The organism is Pseudomonas fluorescens (assembly GCF_001902145.1).
Lineage (GTDB): Bacteria > Pseudomonadota > Gammaproteobacteria > Pseudomonadales > Pseudomonadaceae > Aquipseudomonas > Aquipseudomonas fluorescens_BV.
This window is the reverse complement of record NZ_MRST01000021.1, coordinates 42,369-58,774: the sequence shown is the minus strand read 5'-3', so window position 1 is coordinate 58,774 and position 16,406 is coordinate 42,369. Positions and strand designations below refer to the sequence as shown.

Annotated in this window: 14 protein-coding genes; 2 read left to right on the top strand and 12 right to left on the bottom strand. The window is 57.2% G+C overall.

Annotation, left to right across the window (positions count from 1 at the left end; translation table 11 throughout):
* Positions 1–423 precede the first annotated feature (423 nt).
* Both BUE92_RS08865 and BUE92_RS08860 read left to right on the top strand, forming a co-directional pair.
* Positions 424–663, top strand: a complete 240-nt coding sequence (locus BUE92_RS08865) for a type II toxin-antitoxin system RelB/DinJ family antitoxin (RefSeq protein ID WP_073523456.1) — start codon at positions 424–426, stop codon at positions 661–663.
* Entirely contained in the window at positions 653–946 is a 294-nt protein-coding gene (locus tag BUE92_RS08860) for a type II toxin-antitoxin system RelE family toxin (protein WP_073523177.1), read from the top strand. Before BUE92_RS08865 ends, BUE92_RS08860 begins: the two co-directional genes overlap by 11 nt.
* Before the next feature lie 343 nt (positions 947–1,289).
* Here the strand turns inward: BUE92_RS08860 and BUE92_RS08855 are convergent, their stop codons facing one another.
* The 12 genes from BUE92_RS08855 to BUE92_RS08800 all read right to left on the bottom strand — a co-directional run bounded on the left by BUE92_RS08855 (position 1,290) and on the right by BUE92_RS08800 (position 16,405).
* Positions 1,290–1,979 (bottom strand): outer membrane protein, encoded by a 690-nt coding sequence (locus BUE92_RS08855; RefSeq protein WP_256673947.1) that lies wholly within the window; start codon positions 1,977–1,979, stop codon positions 1,290–1,292.
* Between the two features lie 88 nt (positions 1,980–2,067).
* Positions 2,068–2,481: a hypothetical protein gene (locus BUE92_RS08850; protein WP_073523175.1), complete on the bottom strand. Its 414-nt coding sequence runs from the start codon at positions 2,479–2,481 to the stop codon at positions 2,068–2,070.
* Positions 2,478–3,683 carry an EAL domain-containing response regulator gene (locus BUE92_RS08845; RefSeq protein ID WP_073523174.1) on the bottom strand — a complete coding sequence of 402 codons (1,206 nt, stop codon included), beginning with the start codon at positions 3,681–3,683 and terminating at the stop codon, positions 2,478–2,480. Before BUE92_RS08845 ends, BUE92_RS08850 begins: the two co-directional genes overlap by 4 nt.
* A 207-nt stretch (positions 3,684–3,890) precedes the next feature.
* Positions 3,891–4,463: a hypothetical protein gene (locus BUE92_RS08840; RefSeq protein ID WP_143169962.1), complete on the bottom strand. Its 573-nt coding sequence runs from the start codon at positions 4,461–4,463 to the stop codon at positions 3,891–3,893.
* Between the two features lie 32 nt (positions 4,464–4,495).
* Positions 4,496–7,057 carry a fimbrial biogenesis usher protein gene (locus tag BUE92_RS08835; protein WP_178380696.1) on the bottom strand — a complete coding sequence of 854 codons (2,562 nt, stop codon included), beginning with the start codon at positions 7,055–7,057 and terminating at the stop codon, positions 4,496–4,498.
* A gap of 30 nt (positions 7,058–7,087) precedes the next feature.
* Positions 7,088–7,762: a fimbria/pilus chaperone family protein gene (locus BUE92_RS08830; protein WP_256673946.1), complete on the bottom strand. Its 675-nt coding sequence runs from the start codon at positions 7,760–7,762 to the stop codon at positions 7,088–7,090.
* Between the two features lie 312 nt (positions 7,763–8,074).
* Complete coding sequence (locus tag BUE92_RS08825; RefSeq protein ID WP_073523170.1) at positions 8,075–8,713, bottom strand: DUF1120 domain-containing protein; 639 nt, start codon at positions 8,711–8,713, stop codon at positions 8,075–8,077.
* A gap of 238 nt (positions 8,714–8,951) precedes the next feature.
* Positions 8,952–9,593 (bottom strand): DUF1120 domain-containing protein, encoded by a 642-nt coding sequence (locus tag BUE92_RS08820; RefSeq protein ID WP_073523168.1) that lies wholly within the window; start codon positions 9,591–9,593, stop codon positions 8,952–8,954.
* A gap of 219 nt (positions 9,594–9,812) precedes the next feature.
* Complete coding sequence (locus BUE92_RS08815; protein WP_073523166.1) at positions 9,813–13,451, bottom strand: transporter substrate-binding domain-containing protein; 3,639 nt, start codon at positions 13,449–13,451, stop codon at positions 9,813–9,815.
* Positions 13,451–14,077 (bottom strand): response regulator transcription factor, encoded by a 627-nt coding sequence (locus BUE92_RS08810; protein ID WP_073523164.1) that lies wholly within the window; start codon positions 14,075–14,077, stop codon positions 13,451–13,453. Before BUE92_RS08810 ends, BUE92_RS08815 begins: the two co-directional genes overlap by 1 nt.
* 152 nt (positions 14,078–14,229) lie before the next feature.
* A complete protein-coding gene (locus BUE92_RS08805) occupies positions 14,230–15,432 on the bottom strand; it encodes an EAL domain-containing response regulator (protein WP_073523162.1) in 1,203 nt (400 codons plus the stop codon).
* 250 nt (positions 15,433–15,682) lie between these two features.
* Entirely contained in the window at positions 15,683–16,405 is a 723-nt protein-coding gene (locus tag BUE92_RS08800) for a response regulator transcription factor (RefSeq protein ID WP_218599079.1), read from the bottom strand.
* Position 16,406: the final 1 nt, after the last annotated feature.

Below are 16,406 nucleotides of genomic sequence, written 5' to 3'. Positions count from 1 at the left end.
CGACGGCGGAAGGTTAGCGCCCTACCCCAGCCAACGCAACCCTGCCCGAAAACTGCTGAGCCGGCACAACGTAAGCACCTGTTTCGGAAAAGCTTGGTAACCAGAATTCGCGCATCGAACCTTGTGCAGATAAGCCTCTGAGCTAGCCTGAAGAGGTCGCCACCGTGGCGGCATACTATCAAGGATGCTTATATGCCAACGAGATATCGCGATGCGGTCACCGGTGAATACGTTACAGAGCAAGAGGCGAAAAAAAGACCGAGGGAAACGGTGAGGGAAACGGATAAAAAGCGCCCGGCAAAGCCCAAGGTCAAGAAATAGGATCAACAAATGAGAGCGATTGCCGTATGTCCAGACAGACTTGCCAATGAAACACACTTGCTCCAATGTAATGACCAACGTCATTACAAGAGGAGCTATCCCTTGGCATCTATCAACATCCGTATCGATGACGACCTGAAAGCTCGCGCCTACTTGGAGCTGGAGAAACTCGGTGTCACCCCTTCCGAACTGATACGTCAGGCGTTGCAATATGTTGCCGAACGCGGCCAGTTGCCATTTAAGCCTGTCCTGATGACTGAAGACGACGAGGCCTTGATGGCGACCGTACGTGAGCGCCTTGCGTCGCCTCAACGAGTGAGGGTTTCGTTGGATGATCTATAGCCTTGATTTTGATGCGCGTGCATTGAAGGAATGGCAAAAACTCGGCGACACCCTCCGTCAGCAATTCAAGAAGAAGCTGGTCGAAATCCTGAACAACCCACGTATTGAGGCTAACCGTCTACATGGCCTGCCTGACTGCTACAAGATCAAACTACGTAGTAGCGGGTACAGGCTGGTCTATCAAGTGATCGATCAGGAAATTACGGTGTTCGTGGTCGCCGTTGATAAACGTGAGCGAGATCAGGCTTATCACAAAGCATCTGAGCGCCTTGCCCAACGCTAGGCACTGTTACAGCCAATCCCTGAAGCAGCCGTGAATAACCGCAGCTTTTCTATGTAATGGTGAAGATATAACTGACACGTCGGATAGCGTAAATCGCGTGCATTTTATCAGGTACGCCGCCGGCCATCCTGTAGGAACGAGCGGGGTCAAGTGACCCCGCCATAATGCTTAATGCCAGTCAGTTAGGCGCAGACTCCTGTGTGGGCTTGCCCGCGATAGCGGCGCGTCAGTCACTGATTCTTCAACTGAACCACCGCTTTCGCAGGCAAGCCAGCTCCCACACTTGATCTTCGTTGCTCTGAGCAGTGCGTTCACTTAACTGACCGGCATTAGCCTTTTATATTTAGAAAGCCCAGCGAGCACCCAGTGTGAACTCGCTGGAGACCAGGTTAGCCTTCATCTTCTCATCCTGCAGGCCACGGGCATTCGGGAAGTTGTTCCAGCCGCTTTCGGTATCGCCCATATCGATGTAGCGATAGCCTAGGTCCAGAGCCAGGCGATCTGTAACGTCGTAGGCAACACCCGCACCGACCGACCAGGCCAGGTTGGTCTGGGTCGAGGCGCCATACTGGCGCGACTCATTGCCCTGCCAGCCCTTGGACTCAAGACGGGCAAGACCCAGCCCGGCAGAACCATAAATCGATACCTTCTCGGTAATACGGAAGTCGCGATAGGCATTGAGCATCACGCGTTGGGAGTCGATGTGGTGCTCATTGAGACTGGTCGGGAAGGTGGTCGAGCCACTGGTGAATGTATCGCTTTGCGGCAAGCTCAACTCGCCCTCCAGGCGCCAGCCATTGCCGAAGCGGTAACCCACGCCAATGGACCCTGTCATGTCTTTCTGGCTGTCGTCGCCAGACACGAACGAACCAATACCAGGGCGGGCGCTGGAATCCATATTGCGCGCTTTGCGTTCGGCACTGATCACCCGGGCGACGCCGTAGTAACCCTGCTCGTCGGCCGGGGCGGCAACTGCCTGGGACGGGTGGACGGCAGAACCGACCAGCAGCAGTACAGGAAGGGTCTTGAACATTTGCATTTTCTTTTTCTCTTACGGTTTAAATAAAAGCATCACGCTTGGGTTAAGTGGCGCATCCAACGCCTGTGTAATTGCCTCTCCATTATTGAAAAGATTTCCTGTCGGACGGCGCAGGCCCGAACGGGGCGCGCAACCACGGCAGCGCTTTCAGGCAAGCCCACTGGGATGGCGGATCGATGAGGCCCATCAACAGGCTCAGCGAGCCGGCGTCCGGCTGGAACGACGGCGCCGGGCTGTCATAGAACAGCACATGTCGGATATGCGGACGGGCGCTGCAGAACTGCTGGATATCTGTGCCATACGGCACCGCCAGGGCCTTGTTGACGATCAACAGGTCGAATGGCTGATGCGGGTCGCTGGTGAGCAACACCAGTTCATCGAAGCTGCTGATCGGCGCGATGCGGTAATAGCCAAGGCGGTTGAGCAACTTTTCGATGTGCAGCAAGGGCTCATGCCGAACATCGGCGATCAGGATGCGCAGGGCTTTGTTGGTCATACGCGTCGACTCCGCTGGTGCTCGCCGTCAAGCCAGCGCAACAGGTCGCCGCCGCTCATGGGCTTGGCATACCAATAACCCTGCCCTTGGGTGCAGCCCATGTTCAGCAAGGATTGGCGCTGCTCATCGGTTTCGATGCCTTCTGCCACCACCGTCATCCCCAGCGTTTCACCCAGCGCCAGGGTGCTGCTGATCACTGCATGGCTGCGCGGTTCTTGCGCCAATGCCCGGATAAATCCCGCGTCCAGCTTGATCTCGTTGAAGGGCAGTTGGGACAAGCGCTGAAGTGAAGAAAAGCCGGTGCCGAAATCGTCGATCGACAATCGGCAACCCATCATCTGCAGACGAAACAGACACTCCAGACTGGTTTCCGGTGCTTGCAGCAGGCCGCTCTCGGTCAACTCGAAGGTCAGGCTCGAACCGCGCGCGCCGTACTCACCGAGCAGGCTGGCGATCTGCGCAGCGAGGGTGCCATTGGCCAACTGCACGGCGTGAAGGTTGAAGGCAAAATTAAGGTCGTGCCCCTGCGCCCGCAATTGCTGTTGCAGTGCCAGCCCTTCGTGCAACTGCTGGCACAGCAATTCATCGAGTAAGCCGCACTGCTCCAGGACCGGCAAAAAACAAGGTGGAGGCAGTATTTTCCCCGACCGATGCCGCCAACGCGCCAGCACTTCGACGCCGTTGATTTCCCCGGTTTCCAGGATAAATTTCGGTTGAAAGAAAGCACACAGCTCATGAGCCGCCAGTGCCTGGCGTACCTCGGCCTCATCGGGCAGTACCTCCAGCGGCTCTGGCGGTGCTCCAGTACGCGGCAGACTGCAATGCTTTTTTAGCAAGCGCTCCAAGGCGTCTTCATCCAGCGGCTTGCCAATATCGCCAAGCAACTCCAGGTCCAACAAGGAGATGATCTGCCGCACCGTGCGACGCAGTTCCTCGGACAGCGAACTGCTGATGATCACCGAACCCACCAGCCCCGCATGGCCGACCGCCTGCAAAAACTCCAGGCCATCCATGCCGTCCATGCGCAGGTCGCACAGTGCGATATCGACCGGGCCGACCTTGTTCAGCACCGCCAGGGCCTCTACGCCGTCCGCCGCCTGAAACACCGCTGTACAGCCCAGCTGCTGCAACATGCTGACGGCAATGGTGCGCTGGAAAGAATGATCTTCAAGAACGATGACGCGCAACGAAGAAACAGGCATGTGGACTCTCCATGAGAAGTGCTGAGGCTCATCTTGCTTTAGCGGCTGGGCAAACAACCGAGATAACCGCCTCAGTTTTTGTATGAAATTTCCCAAGGATTGCCCCGTAAGGAAAAACGTGGAACTAAAAAAGCCGGGTAAAAAAAACCCAGCAAACGCTGGGCAAAGGGAGGGAACATCGGTATTACAACAAAGCGTTTATCCCGCTCAGTAGGTTCTTATCTGGAACGACAGGTTGGCTTCCAGCGTCTTGGCATCGCGAGTACGCAGTTCGGCGACCGGTACCACGGGCTGGATGTTCACCTGCAATGACAGCACCGACCCCGTGGCCGGCACGCCACCGCTGACCGGAATGACCATGTCCCCCGGCGCCGCGTTGACCACCGGGCTGGAGGCCGTCGGTGCCGCACCGGGCGACTTGACCAGGGCCAGGTCGACGCTGCGCCCATCGAGCAAGGCGTTGCTCAAGGCCACGTGGGTCTGGCCCTGCTTGGCGAACTTGAAGTCCGCACCCAATTGCTCGCCGCGCAGCACCAGCAGCAACTTCGACGGTTGCGGGCAACTGGCGTTGAGGCTGATGACGCGGCTGCCCAGATTGTGCTGGTTACCCGCATTCAGGGCGGCGTTGGAACTGGGCGGAATGACCTGCCCGAAATCCATCTGCGACTCGCTCAGGTTGATCTGGCACTCATCGGCCAGCGCCTGCCCGCTCATCGCGGCGACACCGATCAGCAGTACGCTGAGGGAGAGCGCTTTGAGGCTGAACATTGAAGTTTTCATAAGGGTTCCTCGCCCCACACGGGGATCGATCATCAACCGGCCGCGCACGTGGCGTTGGCGGTTTCGAAATAGACGTTCAGGTCCTGCTCTGGCGGGAGGCTGAAATGAATCACGCAGGAAGTGCTTTCGGTGGTGTGAATGTTCAGGCCTTCGCTCAACTGCCCGTTGGTCAAGAACACCTTGCCATCATCCACCACGGTGGTGACGAAGTTGTCCTTGGCGTCGAACACGGCCAGCCCCTTGCTCAGCGGCTTGCCATCCGCACCGGTTACCCTCAGCAAGGCACGGCGCGACTTGACCACCGAGAAGTCGAGTTTGTGCACCGAACCACGGCCGGCCGACACCGACTTGAAACCGTTCTGGATATCGACGTTGCGCGGCAGGCTCTTGGTCTCGATTTCTACCCGGGTGTTCTGGTAGGCATTGAGCTGCGGGATCACTGCATTGCCCCACGGATCGGTCCATACCGGGCCGCTCGGGGTGGTCAATTTGACGCCGCCGACGTCGCCGACCTTGGCCACGCCGAACGTATCGGTCAAGGCATAGGGCGACAGCGTCACGCCGTTTTCATGCACGGCCATGCCGCCACGCAACTGGCCGCTGTAGCTGGTGTTGTCGGTACCGTTACGCGCATAACCGAGGTTGACCTGAGCATAACGCGGCATCAGGTTGACGTTGCCGGAGAAGTCTTGTTCCTTGCGCTCGGTGTTGCGCTCGGCGCTCAAGCGATAGGTCGCGAAATCATTGCTGTTGTCGTCAAAAGTGGTGCCAAAACGCGTGCTGCCGTCACGTTTGTTGGCATAGGCCCGCACATTGCGTTTGCCGCCCAGGGGCACGCTGACCGTGAGGTACATCGCGTTGCCATCGTCGCTGGAGGAGCGCCGCCCACGATAAAACTCATCCTCCTTGCGATTGCCGCCCAGGGAGCGCTCGACGTTCAGGCTGACCGTTGCGTGCTTGAGGGTTTTCGTCCAGGAAGCATTCAGGTGTCGCGTGTTGCGCCCGTCGAAGCTGGTGCCGGTCGAGTAGCTGGTGGTCAAGGCACCCAGCACCTCATCGTTCCAGCCCAGAGAAAAACCGTACTGACTTTGGGTCAAGCCCTCGATATAGCCGGGAGTCCGCTCACGGGTGGTGTCGAGCAGTTCGCGATAGCCCTTGGTCTGCTGGGTGACGTTGACGCCGGCGCTGATCTTCGAGGTCAGGCTGGTGCTCAGCGAAACGCTCGCCTTGGTGCCGCTCTTACCCTCTTCGCCGGCATTGGAAAAGCTGTTCTGCACGCTCATTGAGGTGCTGGGGCTCAGGCTCGAATCCAGGGTCCAGGCCGCGGCCCGATAGTCGTTGTCGCTGAGCATCAGCCCCGTCGACACTTTGTTATTGGGGTTCAACAGCCAGCCACCCGAGCCAGTCACCACCATCGGCGACTGCATGTCACGGGTGTCGAAGGTACGCACCTTACCGGCAGCCACCGAGTAACCCGGCTCGCTGAGCGACACCTGGGCCAGGGAGGCGGCGGGAATGGTAAAGCTGCGCTGCGAACCATCCGATTCGATCACCCGTACATCTAGGTCTGTGCGCCCATTCAACAGCTGGACGTTTGCCAGGCTGAAAGGCCCGGCAGGCACCAGGCTGGTGTGGATCAGCGCACCGGCCTGGCGCACTTCCACCCGCGCCGCACTCTGGGCAATACCTTCCACCGTGGCGCCGCCTTGGCTGCGACCTTGCAACGCCGCTTCCGGGATAACCTGCACACCGGTGATCGCCGCACCCTGGAACACCGAGTTGCTGATATTGATCTGCCCCGCCTGCAGCGTCGATTTCAACGGCACGAAAGTCTTCTGTGCGTAGGTGTAGAGCGACTGGAAGTTACTCACCTCATTCTGCATCGAGTACGCCTGGCGGCTGCGGACAATCCAGTCACCGGCGTTGAAACCCAGCTCGGTATTGGCCCCGTAGTAGCTGCTCGTTCCGCCGGAGAACTGGTTGTTCTGCCCCAGCACTTCATAGTTGAACAGCCCGGCGCTGCCGCCGCCCTGGTAGATGCCCAGGTCTTCGCTGACCGGGCGCAGAGCGTCGCTGCTGACCAGCAAGGCCACTTCTTCGCGGTTCGGGCGCAGTTGCACTTCGGTTTGTGGGTAGGCCGCGGCGAAGTCGTAGCAGTCGTTGCCGGCCTGCGCTTCGCCCTTGCCCAGCCGGTACTTGTCCCCGGGAACCCGCAGGTTGGCCTGGTCCAGAAATGTCCGGTCGAAACACAACGAACCCTCGGTATCGAACCGCGCTTCAACGCTGCCGCGAGGACTGCCGTTGACGTGCAGGCCAACCCGACGGCGCCCCTCGGAGAACCGTGGCGCGTGGCTGAAGTATTCCGCCACTTTCGGGTCAAGGCCACGGCTTTTCAGCATGCCCATGTCGAACGACGCCAGGGCGGGTGCATCCTTGAGTGCCGCAGGCGATTGGGCCCTGGCTTCCTGTGTGCCGCAAGCGATCAGGCCGGCGATCACCGCCAGCAACGGCTTGACCCGCAAGGCTGGCATTGGCGCAGGGGTGTTACACGCACTCCCTGGACGGGAATGCGCCATCGTTGGTCGCAAAATCATGGGCATACCACTCAAGAGGTCGGGACGGGATTACTGGGTCTTCAGTGGTGCATCGAAAGGCTGGGTAGCGAAGCCATAGGTCGTCACCGGGTAGATCCGCACCTTGGCGTCAGCCCCCACGGAAGAGCCGGCGGGTAATTCAAACTGTTGAGTCTGCCCCGGTAGGATGTAGGTACCCGGCAGCGACAGCTTGAGATTGGCCGGCATCACACTGAAGCCCTGGTTGAGGCGCACCACGTAACGGCTGTCGTTCTTCACCGTCAGGTTGCGGCCATTGAGGCTCCACTCCAGCAAGGTCCAGGGATCGGTCTTGGCGGGTAAATCTGCCGGGCTGATCAGCACCGGCAGGTCCTGACGTACCGTCACACCGATTTTCGCCTTGGTTGTGGGGTCGGATTGCGGAATGCCCTCGAAAGCCACGCGCTTGAGGCGTTGCGTGGTGATCGGCTTCTCGGACTGAACAATAAATCGGACCAGCTGTTTCTCGCCCGCCTCAACCCGAGCCACCGGCGGCGTCACGACGATGAAGCTCTCCTGATCTTCCGGCAGGTTTTCCAATGAGGTGTACAGCAAGGCGGTCTTGCTATCGGTATTGGTGACATTGATGGTGCCCTCACCTTCGCCGACATTAATTAGAACCACAGACGTCTCAGGCACCATGCCGGCCGCGCGGCAAATATCACTGACTATAACTAACGAAATCACGACCAACGCGCACAGACCAAACTTATATGAACTTTTCACAGAAAAACCTCGCAAAGTTAAAATCACTCACTTGATAACGGCCAGCTCGCCTGACAAAAAAAACCGACCCACCGACACTTAAAGAGTTAAGAACACTAATTAAAACAGGTAAAACCTTAACAAAAACACAAGCCTTTAAATCATAACCACTAAAAACTATTGATCCACACAGACTTGATAAGAGGTTAAAGCACTGACAACCTCAGACACTTTTCCGCGCACTTACATTTAAAACTGCGCCTACCTACGCAGGCACAACACTACCCATGCGAGTTACAAATAACGAACCGTCATCGTCGCCAAACCATCCAGAGCAATAGACTTACTTAGGTCCAAGGTGCTCGTAGGGGCGATACTGGGCGCCACCTCAAAAGTGCCCGCATAGACTGTAAATTCCGCCGGATCCGGATTACCTGGCATAGCATATGCCTGAATACGGGCACTACTATTAGTCTGCAAGCCAACAGTGACAGCGACCCATGGTCCATTAGTATCCCGTTGGAGTAGATCCACCGCCGCTCCGTCACCGGTGGCACCGCTGCCGGGTCGTTGCGTAATGGTATAGCGCCCAATACTGGCGCTACCTTGCATACCCAGTCCAAAGGCACTAGGACCGCCACCCACCGCGCTGGAGGTTCGACTATCTTGCCAGGACGTACCAATCGCAATAGGGGCGTCACAAGTAATGGAATAATTTATGCTTCGAACGGGAAGCAAAGTTCTTGTTGCAGAATTTAACGCCGTAGTAGGAATAAGGCCATAATCGATGACGCCACCACCCGCAAACGTTGGAGTGCATGCAGTTGGGGCAATGGTAGCGATCACCTGCAAGTCAGCCGTATCCACAGCAAACACAGGGGTAGCGCTCAACACCAACAACGAACCCAATGCTAATTTTCTAGAAAAACCCATAAGTAACACCTGTAAAAACCAAATTCAAAGAACGGTTATTTAGGCCAAAACTGACTGAGCTGAACTTTCCATTCTTTACCTACAACAAGCTACAGAGTTTTTACATTTGCCCGGAGAGAACGCGACATCGCACCGCCCCAAAACACTAAAAAACAGTGCGAAGCGCGAAACATCCAATTCAAATGTAAAAATCAAACATCACGATCGCAAGGCGCGACCTTGATACACTCGATAAGTATTACGGGTAGCGCACCGTCATAGTAGAAAGACCATCGAGCGTGATCGTCTCACTCAAGTTTAGAGTATCGGTGGGGGCGATTGTTGCGGTGACGGCAAGGGTACCAGTAACAGTGGTATATGTCCCTGGTGTATCTGGAGACGCTGCGCTGCCGTATGAATAAGTGCGCAGACCATCGTGGTAGACATCTCCAGTAACAGTCGCAGCCCAAGGTCGGGTCGGGTTGTTTTGCTGGAGAATCACAACTGCGTTCCCGTCTCCTGTCGCTGACCCAACAACATGTGCAACAGTATATCGCCCAATGGTGGCAGCACCTTGCATGCCAAGACCGAAGCTTGCCGGGCCTGGTATAAAAGCAGTACCGGCCCGACTGTCAGTGAATGCAGTAGAAATGCTGATAGGTGCATCACATGTGATGTTATAGTCAATCGTCTTTTTCGCAAGAGGCGTAGCTGTTGCCGCATTCAGCGATGACGTGGAAATCAGGCCATAGTCGACAGTGCCACCACCAGCAAAAGTTGGCGTACACGCCGCTGGCGCAATAGTACCAATCACCCGCAAATCAGCCGAGTCAACAGCAAACACACTGGTAGTACACAATGCCAACAAAGAACCCAACAAGACTTTTTTAGAAAAGCTCATAAACCACCTCTAGTAGACCAAATCCAAAGAAAGGTTATTAGGACCAAGGTTGACGTTGTTTACCTTGTACCCGTTCACCTGTGACTAGGATAAGGAGGTGGTATGGCTCGAAACAGTTATCGCGGCCCAAGACCGTGTAGGGAATTTCCTACAGCTTCAGACCCGCCCATGCATGACCGCAGCACGGCACGTACGCTGGGCGAGTGAAGCCTCTGCCTTTCAAGCGTTTAGCACATACTCCTGCATAGAGGTCGCCAGCTTCGACATTTCCAGCCTCAACCCAGCGACCGCCTGTTCCACCACCTGGGCATCGTCCTTCGCCTCACACACCGCTTCCACTTGTTCGCACGCTGCGATCAGCTTTCTGGCTTTGACGATACGTGCGCCCCCCTTGACCTTGTGCGCCAGGTTCGAAATCTCTTGCCAGTCCAGGGTGGAGAAGTCTTCGGGCAAGCGCTCCATGTCTTCCTGGTTGCTGACGGCCAGGTCATTCAACAAATCGAGCAACGCGGCCTGATCACCGCGCACCAGTTTTTCCAGGGCGGCAAAGTCGATGCCATCGGTCTGCGCCGAAGGCCCCTCTTGCGCCGGAGACTCCGTGTCTGCGACCTCGCACCCATCCAGGCGCTGCTTGAGTGATTCCAGGCTGATGGGTTTGAACAGGCAGTCGTCCATGCCCGCGTCCAGGCAACGGGCCTTTTCATCCGGTTGGGCGTTAGCGGTAAAGCCGATGATCAGGCTGCGCGGCAATTCACGATCGGCCTCCTCGGCGCGGATGGCGCGGGCCAAGGCATAGCCGTTCATGACCGGCATGTTGCAGTCGGTGATGACCACATCGAAGCGCTGCTTGCGCCAGGCGCGCAGGCCATGGGCACCGTCATGCGCCTCGACCAGCGTGTGCCCCAGGTAGCCGAGCTGCTTGGACAACAGCAGACGGTTGGCCGGGTAGTCATCGACCACCAGTATTGTCAGCGACCGCGATGGGGACTCTTCAACGGTGGAAGGCGCTTGCTCAGGCAGCGGCTCAAGCACAGGGACCTGCAGCACCACTTCGACCTGAGTGCCCTGCCCCAGCACGCTGTTCAAGCGCAGTTGCCCACCCATCATTTCGCAGAGCGTACGACTGATGGCCAACCCCAGCCCAGAACCACTGCGGCCAGACTGGTTATTGTTGCTGGCCTGGGTGAAGGGGCTGAACAGGCGCTGCTGGTCTTCGGCGCTGATGCCCTGGCCGCTGTCTTCCACCACCAGGCGGATCGACATCGGCTCGCCGGGGGGAGCGGCCAATACCTCGAGGTGCACACGTACCTGGCCTTCGCTGGTGAACTTGATCGCGTTACTGACCAGGTTGGAGATGACCTGCTTGAAACGCAACGGGTCAATCGCCACATCGCAATCGGACTGGGCATCGAGCTCCAGCTCCAATTTAAGCTGTTTCTGCTCCGCCAAGCCTTCGAAGATCCGCGCCACCGACCTGACCAGCTCCATGAGGTTGGCGCGGCCGGGGGTGAGTGACAGCTTGCCGGATTCGATCCTGGCGATATCGAGGATGTCGCCAATCAGGTCCAGCAAGCCATGGGCGGCGCCCGATGCGACTTCAATCGCGAAGCGGTCGAGCACACCCTGGTCGGATTTTTTCAGGGCCAGTTCGAGCATGCCGATCACCGCGTTCAGCGGCGTGCGGATTTCATGGCTCATGGTCGCCAGGAAGGTGGTCTTGGCCCGGTTGGCTTCCTGGACCATGCCCAGCAACTGTTCGCGCTCACTGATATCGATCCAGCCGGCGATCATGCCGCTGATCACCCCTTCGCTGTCCCTGTACGGCAGCATCCAATGATAGATCGTCAACCGGCGCCCATCCGGCAGCACCATTACACGGTCCTGTGTCTTGGACACACCATCACGCACCACCTGCAGGTACTCGGCGTGAAAGCTGGCCGCTTCGGCGCTGTCGAAAAATACGTTGTCCGTGATGCGCTTGCCCTGCACGTCCTCATTGCTCAACTCCAGCACATCGAGATAACTGGTGTTGCAGATCACCATGCGCCCTTCGAGGTCGCGCACATAAATAGGATGGGGCGTGCCGTCGATCAACGCCCGCTTGAACTCCAGCTGGTTGTTGAGTGCCCGCTCGGCCACTTCGCGGCGATGGATCAAGCGGCGCAGGTAAGCGATCCAGGCAATCGCCACTAACAGCAAGACACCGGCGACCAAGAAGCCCTGGATGATCGTGCCCCGATTACGCAGCCAGAAAGTGTCATCGACCACCACTTCACTGCGCCAGCGACTGGTGATCTCGCCCATCTCCTCCGGCGAAATGCTCAGCAGCGCCTTATCCAGGATGGAATACAGCTCCAGGTCGCCACGGTTGGTGACGAACGCAAACCGGGCGGGCTCGACGCCCACGGTGCTGGTGACCTGCAGACGGTCCCGGTACTGACGCGAAATCATATAGCGGGCGCTGAGCAATGAATTGGCGCCGGCATCGACCTCACCGTTGGCAACCATCGCCATGACCTGGGCGGCGTTGTCGGCATACACAATCTGCACCCGCGCAAAGCGGCTGGTGATGTAGTCGGTGAGGAACATGCCGCGAATGATCGCCAGGCGCTTGCCGGCCATGTCGCCCAGGGTCGTCGGGCTGTTCGGCCCGACGCGGCTGATCAGCACATAAGGCGTGGAAAGATACGGCCTTGTGAAGCGCATCTGCCTTTCCCGTTCGGAGCTCGGGGTCAAGGCAGCCAGCAGGTCGACCTGCCCGGCATGCAGGGTGTCGATCTGCCGGGCCATGGAGGTGCCGCGCACTACGTCGAACTTCAGACCTGTACGCAGGCTGATCTTGGCCAGCACGTCGGCACTGACGCCGCGAAGCGCGCCTTTTTTATCGAAGAAAGACAGCGGCAGGAAGTTTTCCATCGCCGCCACGGTGACGCGAGGATGCTCCTCCAGCCAGCGTTGTTCCTTGGGCGTGAGGTGCAAGCTGCCCAGCCCCGGGATGTTCATCTCGGAGGCCCTCCAGCGTCGCAGGATCGCCATACGTTCTTCAATGGGAATCACCGCGATGGCGGCATTGGTAATGCCCAGCAGCCGGGTGTTGGCGGCGGAAAAGGCAAAGGCAAAACGACTGCCTTCGAGCCGTGAAAAGTCGGTGAGTTTGACGTTATTCAGGTAGTCCATGCTGATCAGGTAATTGGCACCGATCGCATCGCCCAGGTAAGCGTCCGCCTTGCCGAAGGCAACCGCACCAATGGCACTCAAGGTCGAAGGATAGAGCTGCAGTTCAGCATCGGGATAGGCGCGACTGACCGTCTGCGGCGGCAGGTAGTGATACAACATGGCGAGCTTTTTTCCCGCCATATCCGGGCTAAACGAAGCCCCGGCATCGCTGCGGGTGACGATCATCGGCTGATCTTCGGCATAAGCGCTCGACATCACCAGTTCCGGATCCGACGCTTCAAAACCGTTGGCGGTGCCCAACAGATCGATCTCGCCCTCTTTCAGCGCACGGATCACATCGGCTCTGGAGGCATATCGGCGCACGTGTATCTGAACATGCAGCAACTGAGCCAGCATCCCCGCATAGTCAGCGGTCAGGCCCTCGTAGTTACGGCCATTGCCGATCAGGTCAAAGGGCGGGTAATCCGGTGCCGACACCCCAAGGTATAAAGTGCCTTTTTTGCGCAACCAGCTCCAGTCCGCCTCCGCCAGTTCGACCTGATGCTCGCCCAGCGTAGAGCGCCCAAGCAATGGCAGGGATTCCACCTCGGGCTGCTCAACGGAAAGGGCCTGCTGCATCCCTCCGAAAACCAGCAACACCAGTGGAAACAGGCACAGGCACAACCGTAGAGAATATTTCATCAGGCCAGGTTATTTCGTTTAGCCAGATCCGACAGGTGCACCAAGGACCTCAAGTTGAGTTTCTCAACGATTCGAGCTTTATACGTACTGATGGTCTTGTTGCTGAGAAACATGTGTTCACCGATCTGCTTGTTACTCAAGCCCCTGGCAAGCAGTTGCAGGATTGAGAGTTCTCTATCGGAAAGGCTCTCTATCAGCTTGTGCTCCGAGGCATCGACGTCCTTTCTGCGCACCGAATTCATGGTCAGGTCGGGAAAGAAGGTATAGCCGGACTTGATGGCGTTGACGGCCTTCACTAACTCCTCCATGTCATCCTGCTTCGAAACGAAGCCGGCCGCCCCCGCTCGCATGCAACGCATGGCATAAAACTCTGCAGACAGCGACGTCAACACCAGGACCTTAACTGGCAGCTTGAGCTCCGAAATGCGATTCAGGGCACTCAGGCCATCCACCCCCGGCATGGTGATATCCAGCACCACGAGGTTCGGCTGATGCTCGCGAGTCAGCTGGATCGCATCGGCGCCGTTGCCGGCTTCCGCCACAATCTGGTAGAGCTCTTGCTTCAAAAGCATTCTTACGGCTGAACGAATGAACGGGTGATCGTCCACAATCATGGCTTTGAGCATAAGAGCCTCTAAGAAAAAATAACGACACCAAGGGCGGAAAAAATAACGGCGCTATACCAAAAACGCCCAGTAACAATCTATGTCATGCCCTCTAGCATATTCGAAGCTTTGCAAGCTTGCCTGCGATTTGTTTTTGCGGGTTCGAATGCTCGTTAAATGCCCTCCTGTCCAGCAACGACAGGTACTTGCAGCCACGTTAGAAGCTCATGGGATGACATTGGCTTGGCGTAGTAGAAACCCTGGCCCTGCTCACACCCCATCTTGATCAACGCATCGCATTCGCGCTGCCTGCTGACCCCTTCGATCACCAGCGCCATGTTCAGCGCGCGAGCCAACGCCACGGTGCTGGCGATCACCGCTTTGCTGCGCGGCTCATGGATGCTGCGGACAAACTCACCGTCCAGCTTGATTTCGGTGAAGGGCAACTGGCAAAGCAGTTTCAGCGAGGAAAAGCCGACGGCAAAGTCATCGACCGACAGCCCGCAGCCCATCACGCGCAAACGCAGCAAACCTTCCTGGATCCTGGGCTGAATCTCGAGCAGGCCATTCTCTGCAAGTTCGAAGGTGAGGTTCGACGCGCATATGCCATAACGCTTCATTGCCTGACGAATATGGTCGATCAGCCCCATCTCTCGTAACTGCGAAGCATGCAGGTTGAACGACATCTCCAGGACCCGGTCATCGCGCTGCAATACGCTCAGCAGGCTCAGGCCCTGTTCCAGTAACTGCGTGAACATCACGTCAATCAAGTCATACGCCAATACGGCCGCCAGGAAATCCTTGGGCAGCAGCAAGCCTTTAGTCGGGTGCTGCCAGCGCGCCAGGACTTCGACCCCGGTCACCTGACCGCTGGCCAGCATAAACTTGGGCTGGAAGAATGCGCGAAATTCCCCCAGGGCCAGGCCGCGGCGAATGTCGCCTTCGTTCGGCAGCGTCGTCGCAGGCGACGGTATCGCGGCGGTGGCCAGGCAGTCGCGCTGGTAACGCTGCAGGATCTTCTGCAACGCTTCGGCGCGGATCGGGGTACTGAGGGTACCGAGCAGTTCAAGACCGGAAAACGAGGCCATCTGTTCGATTGCGCGACGCAGCTGCGGTTGGAAATCGCAGTAGAGGATTACCGACCGGACCATCAGAAGCTGGCCGGCGCAGTTAAGGAAATCCAGGCAGTCCATGCCCTTGTGCGCCAGGTCGCACAAGGCCACATCCACCGCGCCCTGCCTTTGCATCAACGCCAGCGCCTGCTCGCCGGTGCTCGCTTGCACAATATTGAAAATACCCAATTGCTGTAGCGCGGCGACCACCGCGTTGCGCTGAACGGAGTGCTTTTCTAAAACCAGAATACGCAGTGAGATCATTTTTCGTTTGCTACTTCGGCGAGCCAGGAAAAGCATTTTGAAAGATGACGGCTCAATGATGATCAGGGTTGGGGAGCAGATACTTGTAGGAAATTTCCCAAGCACAGCCGCAGCCCCAATCTGTAGGAGCGAGCTTGCTCGCGAAAAACTCAAGAGCGCCGCGTGGTTCCAGGGGCCCCGCGTTATCGTTAACGATCTTCGCGAGCAAGCTCGCTCCTACAAAGGGCCATGGATGCGGCCGGCCCAGGAACTAAAACATATCTTTAAATTTGAATAACTGCACATCGGCGTTCAGACCCAGTTTGCGTAAGGCTGACTGTTTTTGCCCGCTGATCGTTTTACGGCTACGGTTATATTTAAGGGCAATGTCTGAAATACTCTGCCCGCCCAGGTAGCAGCGAATCACTTCCACTTCACGCGGTGATAACGCACGAAACAGCACTTCCGCCTCTGCGCCTTCAGGTCGAATGGGAATAAAAGGCCGCATGCTTTTTTCTGCAACGGAAAACTTGTCCAGCTCATGCTGCATGTCGGCGGTTAAAAACAGTTTGTCCGTGGCTACATAACGAATAGCCTCGATCAACTCTTCCAGCTCTTTGCTTTTCCCAATAAACCCTTTCGCCCCGGCCTTGATTACTAACTTGACCACCGCAGCGCTTTCAACGGAGGAATACACCAGGATTTTCACCTTGGGGTAGTTCAGGATGATGTGTTTGACCAGCTGCAGCCCATCCGAATTATTATCTTTGCCCTCGAGCAAGTAGTCGAGTACAAGAACATCAACTTTCCCACTGGCCAGGTGCGGAGTAATTTCATCACGGTCTTTACAGCTAGCGGTCAGCACCATATCCGGCTCGTGTGCCAGGCTGTACTGGATAGCTTTACGAATCAACGGATGATCGTCAACCACTGCCACGCGAAGTTTGGTGGGCACATTCGAAATCATAACGGTTTCCTCATTGACAACATCCATC